The sequence below is a fragment of the candidate division KSB1 bacterium genome (assembly GCA_022562085.1).
In the GTDB taxonomy this organism is placed as follows: domain Bacteria; phylum Zhuqueibacterota; class Zhuqueibacteria; order Oceanimicrobiales; family Oceanimicrobiaceae; genus Oceanimicrobium.
This window is the reverse complement of sequence record JADFPY010000260.1, coordinates 1-6,474: the sequence shown is the minus strand read 5'-3', so window position 1 is coordinate 6,474 and position 6,474 is coordinate 1. Positions and strand designations below refer to the sequence as shown.

The 6,474-nt window shown below is 42.6% G+C and carries 4 protein-coding genes and 1 pseudogene; 1 reads left to right on the top strand and 4 read right to left on the bottom strand.

Annotation, left to right across the window (positions count from 1 at the left end; all coding sequences use genetic code 11):
• Nucleotides 1–255 precede the first annotated feature (255 nt).
• The 4 genes from IH879_17340 to IH879_17325 form a co-directional block, all read right to left on the bottom strand.
• Nucleotides 256–1,584 (bottom strand): GAF domain-containing protein, encoded by a 1,329-nt coding sequence (locus IH879_17340; GenBank protein MCH7676687.1) that lies wholly within the window; start codon nucleotides 1,582–1,584, stop codon nucleotides 256–258.
• Nucleotides 1,585–1,961: 377 nt separating this feature from the next.
• Nucleotides 1,962–2,450: a response regulator gene (locus IH879_17335; GenBank protein MCH7676686.1), complete on the bottom strand. Its 489-nt coding sequence runs from the start codon at nucleotides 2,448–2,450 to the stop codon at nucleotides 1,962–1,964.
• A 24-nt stretch (nucleotides 2,451–2,474) separates the two neighbouring features.
• Nucleotides 2,475–2,894, bottom strand: coding sequence for a cyclic nucleotide-binding domain-containing protein (locus IH879_17330; GenBank protein ID MCH7676685.1), 420 nt, complete (start codon nucleotides 2,892–2,894; stop codon nucleotides 2,475–2,477).
• Nucleotides 2,895–3,023: 129 nt separating this feature from the next.
• Nucleotides 3,024–5,780, bottom strand: coding sequence for a HEAT repeat domain-containing protein (locus IH879_17325; protein ID MCH7676684.1), 2,757 nt, complete (start codon nucleotides 5,778–5,780; stop codon nucleotides 3,024–3,026).
• Between the two features lie 262 nt (nucleotides 5,781–6,042).
• Between IH879_17325 and IH879_17320 the strand changes: the two are divergent.
• Nucleotides 6,043–6,314: pseudogene (locus IH879_17320) on the top strand (GxxExxY protein).
• The last annotated feature ends 160 nt before the right edge of the window (nucleotides 6,315–6,474 follow it).

The following is a 6,474-nucleotide window of genomic DNA, read 5'->3' as shown; positions in this document are numbered from 1 at the left end:
TTGCATGAAAAGTATTGCGGATAGGAAGACAAATACCATCATTGATTCTTCCTTTTTTTTTTCGGCGGGAGAACTTTTTAAAAAAGAAGAAAAAAAATTGTATGAATTAATCAAGTGAACAAACGGCAATCTAAGATGACAGGGCGGCTTTTTACCGTTAGATTATGATTTTGCGATGGTAGATTATCATTTTTTCAGAATGCAATATGAACTCCGCAAACTCTGACGAATGTGCTGAAATAGCCTTAACAAATTTTATTCGCTCTGCTTTTTGCCCTCCAAAGGCAAGTGCAGAGTAAAGGTCGTTCCTTTTCCGACTTTGCTGTAAACATCGATTTTACCGCCGTGCTCTTCTATTATTTTATATGAAATCGAGAGCCCAAGGCCTGTGCCCACGCCGACTCCTTTGGTTGTAAATCCCGGGTCGAAAATTTTTGCTAAATTTTCCGGTGCTATGCCAACTCCCGTGTCGCTGAATTGCAGGTGAATGTTCCCATCGGAAAAACGGGTTTTGATGGTAATCGTGCCTTTACCTTTAATAGATTGACAGGCGTTTACCAGGGTATTCATGAAAACTTGATTTAGCTGACTGGGGTGACAGTTTATCCTGGGCAGGTTTCCATATTCTTTAACGACTTCGATGCGGTCCCGGTATAAGTGGGCTGTCAAAGATAGGGTGCTGTCAATGCCCTCATGAATGTCAACAATTTTGAATTCCTCTTCATCGAGGCGGGCAAAGTTCTTTAAAGTGCCGACGATCTTTTTGATTCTTTCGCTGGCCATTTTGTTGACTTGCGACAGGTCTTCCAATATTTTTATAGGTTTGAGGATTTCGTCGGGGGAGTCTTCAAGTGACTGCAATCTATTTCTTAGTTTTGCAAATGTGCTAATGAACATATCGGCATTGCTGCTTATTGAGCCAAGGGGGGTATTGATTTCATGGGCAACCCCGGCAACCAGTTGTCCTAACGAGGCCATTTTTTCAGAGCGAATGAGTTGGGTCTGGGTTGCCTGCAGCTCCTCATAAGCGGTTTCTAAATCGCTCGTTCGTTCTTTTACCAGCTCCTCTACCTCTTGATAGTTTTTTGCATTTTCGACTGCGATACCGGCAAGGTTGGCAAACCCTTCGAGAAATTCCAAATCTTCTTTTTTAAAGAAATGTTCGGATTTCGTAGTGTCGAGATAAATGGTTCCGATCAGCTTATTTTTTGTTCTCAGGGGAACGCAAATTACAGATTTAATTTTATACCTGATCATACTCGACGTCGAAGGTATGTCCCCGGAATCGGGTACGTTTTGCAGCAACACAGACTTACCTTCTTTTTCCACCTTTTTGATTATCGAACGGCTTAGCTCAACCACATCTGCAATGGAATGCTTATCCATGTGCCGGGCCACTTGCACGGTGAGCTCCTTGGATTCATTCCGCAGCAGAATCAAACCCTTTTCTGCATGCAGCAGCCCGATGGCTAAGTCCATGATTTCATCAAGGAGCATTTGCAGATTGAGCTGTGAGTTAATCTTTCTGCTTACTTCGAGTAGCGTGACAAGCTGGGCGTAGGTTATATTTGGTTGGTCAGGCATGATTAATTTAGTGCTATCAATGAACAACGCTAGCGTAATGCCAAAAAACTAAGTGTCATTTGCTCAGCGTCATTAAGTCATGGGTCATTTTATTTTGGGGCGAAGTAGTGACATTTAAATGACAGCAAAGCGAATAACAAAAGAGTCATTAAGTCATTGAGTCATTTGTCTTCGGCGTCATTTTTTAGTGTTATTAATGACTTTTAATGACAGCGAAGCGAATGACAAAAGAGTCATTAAGTCATTGGTCGTTTTCCCTAAAATAGGTCGGGAGGCTGACTTTTCGGACAGCGCAGCGTAATGACTGTTGATAATAGAACCGGAGATAATTTAGAAAATCGAAGCATAATAAATTTTAAATTTGTGACTTGGTCACCCTAAGCAAACGCTTTCAAAATATCCACATGCAGGTTTTCTAAATCGCCATAAGCTTTTTTGATTTCAACGACCTTTGATGCTAATTCACTCAGGATTTTCTGCCTGTCAATGCCGTTTCGGATAACGAGTTTCAAATTATCGTTATCCCAGGGTTTTTCGATGTATTGGAACAGGCTGACTTCGTTGATTGCCTTAATGGCGTTCTCTTTGTCCGCATATCCGGTTAAAATAATTCGCGTTGCATTCGGGTCGATTTCTTTCACTTTCGCCAGAAAGCTTATGCCGTCCATTTCCGGCATAAGGTAGTCTGAGACCACCAGGTTGATTTTGTTTTTCTTCGTGTATTCAAGAGCTTCAGTAGCTGAAGTAAAAGTAACAATTTCATAGTCCGTTTCGAGCTCTAAAAAGGACCGCAGGCTTGTCAAAACCATCTCTTCGTCGTCAAGGATTAATACCCTTTCCACACTGTTTTGTGAACTATCAGACATAAAATACTCCTATAAACTTATTATTTAAAACCGTTCTGCCAGGGATCGTAAACTACGCGCCAGGGATCTCAGCATCGCTTCTGCAATCCTGACATGATCCGAAAGTAAATCATAAAAATCTTCCCGTGAAATTTTTAGCACCAGCGTTTCTTCCAGAGCGGTGGCGGTTGCGACACGGGGCTGGTTATCAAACAGTGCCCAGGTTCCGAATGCTTCCTGCGGCCCGCTGACGCTGATCTCTTGACCATTGCGATGCAGGCGCACTTTCCCATCTAACACAAGATATAACGAGTCCGCCGAGTCGTTGACTTCGTAAAGATTGGTTCCCGGCTGAAAAGTCACTTCTTCCGTAATGGTAGCGATATGCGCCAGATCCTCGACCCGAACGTCTTTAAAAACGTCGATGTCCTGCAGGAGGATGACTTTTTCAATTATTGAATACATTTCTAAATTTAAATTTAAAAAAGTTAAACACTGCAGGGCACTGAAAACACCGAAAAAGTGAAGAGTCTTTTTTTTGGGGGTTAAACAGGTGTTTTCAGTGTCCCAATTTTCATATTATTAACAAGTGAATTATGCAAATTGTTTTAACACCAAATTTGCCGTTTCTTGTACAAGCGAGTTCTCTTGTTTTTGGGCATCCTTTATCAACGGCTTAAAATCGTCAACAAGTCCATTTTTACCAATTTCATAAATAGCGCTGGCGCTCAGCAAAGGGTCGTTTTCTTGAATCAAACTCTCAAGAGCTTTTTTGCGATCATTAAAAGAGACATCGATGAGTCCGCCGGCTCTTTGCAGGACTTGTTCGGTCGGCAATTCCTCGACGATTGGCAGCAGGATGCGTTTCAAGTCATTTGAAAGAATATTATCCAAAAATTCCACGGCATTGGCCCGGATAGAACGATTTTCACTGGTTGTCGCAGCGTAGGCATTGTAGATATCGCGCGGCGGATATTGTAAACCTAAGAGTCGAAATATACGGTCAATGTGATCGTCGAGACGTTCCTGCAGCACTCTTTCAAGTAAGTTAAACTTTTTATCGTTTTCGCCATTGTTCTCTCCGGTCAAATGTAAAGTTGCCAGAACCCTAAAATATGTGTTCAGTTCATCAAGCAAGGCCTGGTCCACCCGCTTGTCGAATTTGAGTTCTGAAAAGCGAGATCGCAATTTATTTAAAGCTTTAATAATTTGATACCGCAGCGTTTCATTTTTTTGAGGTAAATTTTCTAAAAGGACGTCCACCGCCTCCTGGCCACCGATCAGGCTCAACACCCGGGGGATGCGGTCCCGGATGTTGATTGAGACGCTTTTGTCCGTCAGGGTGTCAGCCAGCGTTTCAATAATTGAAACGCCGTAAGACACCAACGCTTGCCCCGAGACCTTTCGATAATCCCGGTGCTCAAGATTCTGAATCAGAATCGGTACAAATTTTTTTGCACGGATTTGGCCTGCGCTCTTAATTGCCTGAAACTTCACAGAGATCTCAGGGTCATCGAGGAGTTCAAACAGATATTCAAAATAGGTTTCATCTTTTATGACACCGAGTGCGCCTGCGGCATGGCGTCGCGATTCCTTGCCACCTTTGAGGAATGATTGAATTAGTTCCTGATTAAGAAGCTTTTTGGCTAAATCCGGACTTTCCGCAAGACAATAAAGCGTCGCACCCCGCAAACCCCGGTTTTCATCTTTGAGCCATTTCTCAAGAGATTCCGTAATTGGACCTTTGGTAAATTCGGCATAAAAACGCACCGCTTCCCGTTGAACGTTCTCGTCTTCATCACGAAGCAGCGGCTCAGCGTCCGCAAGTAAACTCGTCTCAGCCCGCCGCCTCATGAGTTGCAAAGTGTGGAATCTGACCTCCGGAGATGAATGTTTCAGCAGAGGTTTTATCGGTGGAATCAGATCGACGTCTTCAACGGACTCCAATAAATCCAGGGCGTAAATGATTTGACGTTCATTGCGGCTGCCTAAAGAAATAATTAACGAATTGATGGTCGCTTCATCATTAAGGCCCCAGGCAAGAAGATCCGGGTCAATTTGCCTTTTGGCAATTGCCTGCCGGAAGGAGTTCACGTATTCACGATAGGTTGCAAATGAAATCACCACCCAAACGATGATTAAACCGATGGAAACCAGACTGATTTGAGCCACACTTAATCCAAGCCATGAAAAAGAAATGAGCAAAATAAGTCCCGCCAATCCTCTAGCAAACCGGTCACCAAACATATCTATAAATGCCTTGGTATCCTTTTTTACGTGTTGGGGAATCGGCAGGTAGAGAAGCTCGGTTCCGACTCGGTTAATGGAATGTCGGAAGCCTCTATCTCCAAATTTGAGTCCCAAAATGGAAATAAATCCGTAGCTGAAGAAGACCCAGATGGAGCTTAGCAGCAAGGCGAACGGCAGAAAAAGGATCGTCACGCCCACACCAAAGCGGCGGATAATTGAGGTAGCAAATCCGACTTGAAAAAGCAGGGCAAAAATACTCAGGTTGGAGAGCCAAAAGCCGAGAAAGCCGGTGAGGTCGTCCATATTTGGGTTTTTCTCGCTGGCGTAGGTAATAAACTGAAATTCGGTAATTTGTACAACCATGAAGGTAATTCCAACCACGGCCATAATCAGAGCAAGGTGTCTGGATTTTCGAATAGCCGAAAATACGTTCCCTACTTTTTTAAAGGACTGACTCGTCTCTGCTGGTTTTTGCGAACTTCTCCCGGTTTCCAGAAAGGGGTCTCGCTCTTTCCAGACTAATTTCATTAACAAGATGGAAATGCCCAAGAATCCAATGCAAATAAAAGCGAGATTGGGGGTCCCGATTTCTGTTGCGAGCAGTCGGGTAAAATAGCCGCCCATAATTCCGCCAAATATGGCGCTGGCTGTCAGAAGGGGAAAAAGACGTTTGGCCTCACGTGCATTAAACAAATAGTTTGCTAACAGCCAGAACTGGGTTGTGGTGAGAACACCATAAATACTCGCCCAGATAAAGAGTACATAGTAAAGCAGCGGAGAATTAAGATTAAGATTGAGCAGCCATCGAAAAAAGAGCAGATTGCCGGCTAAGAACAGAGTCGTCCAAAGAATCAGCCGATCTAAGGACACGTTGGAAGAAAACCTTATATAAAACAGCACGAAGATACCGACCACAAGCGCCACTAGCATGTAGAGCAAAGGTAGCTGGTTTGCTCCTAAATTATAGACGAAGAGAGAGCGGGTCATCGGTTTTAAGATGTCATAAGAAGCAATAATGACAAAGCTGTAACCCGCCATCATGGCAACACGCTTGCCCTCGCCTCTTCGGATGTCGATTGCCTTTCTTAGAAATTGACGCATGTATTCTTAGCTGTCTGGCTTCTAAGTAATTATCATGTCGAATTTAATTTTTAAAATATACGTAACAGTGGCTACTTTGTCAATCGTTTTCAGGGCTGTTCGGGTTATTCATGGTGAACTTGAAATTTGCGTTCTATTTTATTTAATTTTATCTTGATGAGGGGTTGTAGACTTCTGCAAAATAGGACACGGAGAACACTGAGGAGCACAGAACTCACAGAGAAAAAGATTTAAATAAACGAGAAGATCAGAGATGGCTGACATGGAACAATTAAACGCTCTTTGTGAAAGAGTAATTGGTTTGGCTGTTCAGGTTCACCGTGAGCTTGGATCCGGGTTGCTTGAATCTACATGTTGAAAAAATTATTCCGGTCCATGAGGCGCAATTATTAACTTATCTAAAGCATAAGAATATAAAATTAGGATTACTTAAAAAATTTCAATGTAAAACTTCTGAAAAATGATCTCATTAGAAAAATAAAAAAATCTCTGAGTTCTTTGTACTACAAACTTGCAACATTGTGTTTTTTTTAGCAAAGTTTCGGTCGGCTAGAATTATGTAAACTAAGATATTTAGCCACGGATTTACCCCATTAGATAAAGATATCAGCTTACCGGAAACATCAAAGACTCTTATCTAACGGGGTGAATCCGTGGCTAAAGTTAATGTATCTTTTGATTTCGGCTTCGTCGA

What these genes read in the sequence shown, in the direction of transcription:
- IH879_17340 (MCH7676687.1), bottom strand. Translation starts at nt 1,584, where the DNA reads ATGCCTGACCAACCAAATATAACCTACGCCCAGCTTGTCACGCTACTC.
- IH879_17335 (MCH7676686.1), bottom strand. Translation starts at nt 2,450, where the DNA reads ATGTCTGATAGTTCACAAAACAGTGTGGAAAGGGTATTAATCCTTGAC.
- IH879_17330 (MCH7676685.1), bottom strand. Translation starts at nt 2,894, where the DNA reads ATGTATTCAATAATTGAAAAAGTCATCCTCCTGCAGGACATCGACGTT.
- IH879_17325 (MCH7676684.1), bottom strand. Translation starts at nt 5,780, where the DNA reads ATGCGTCAATTTCTAAGAAAGGCAATCGACATCCGAAGAGGCGAGGGC.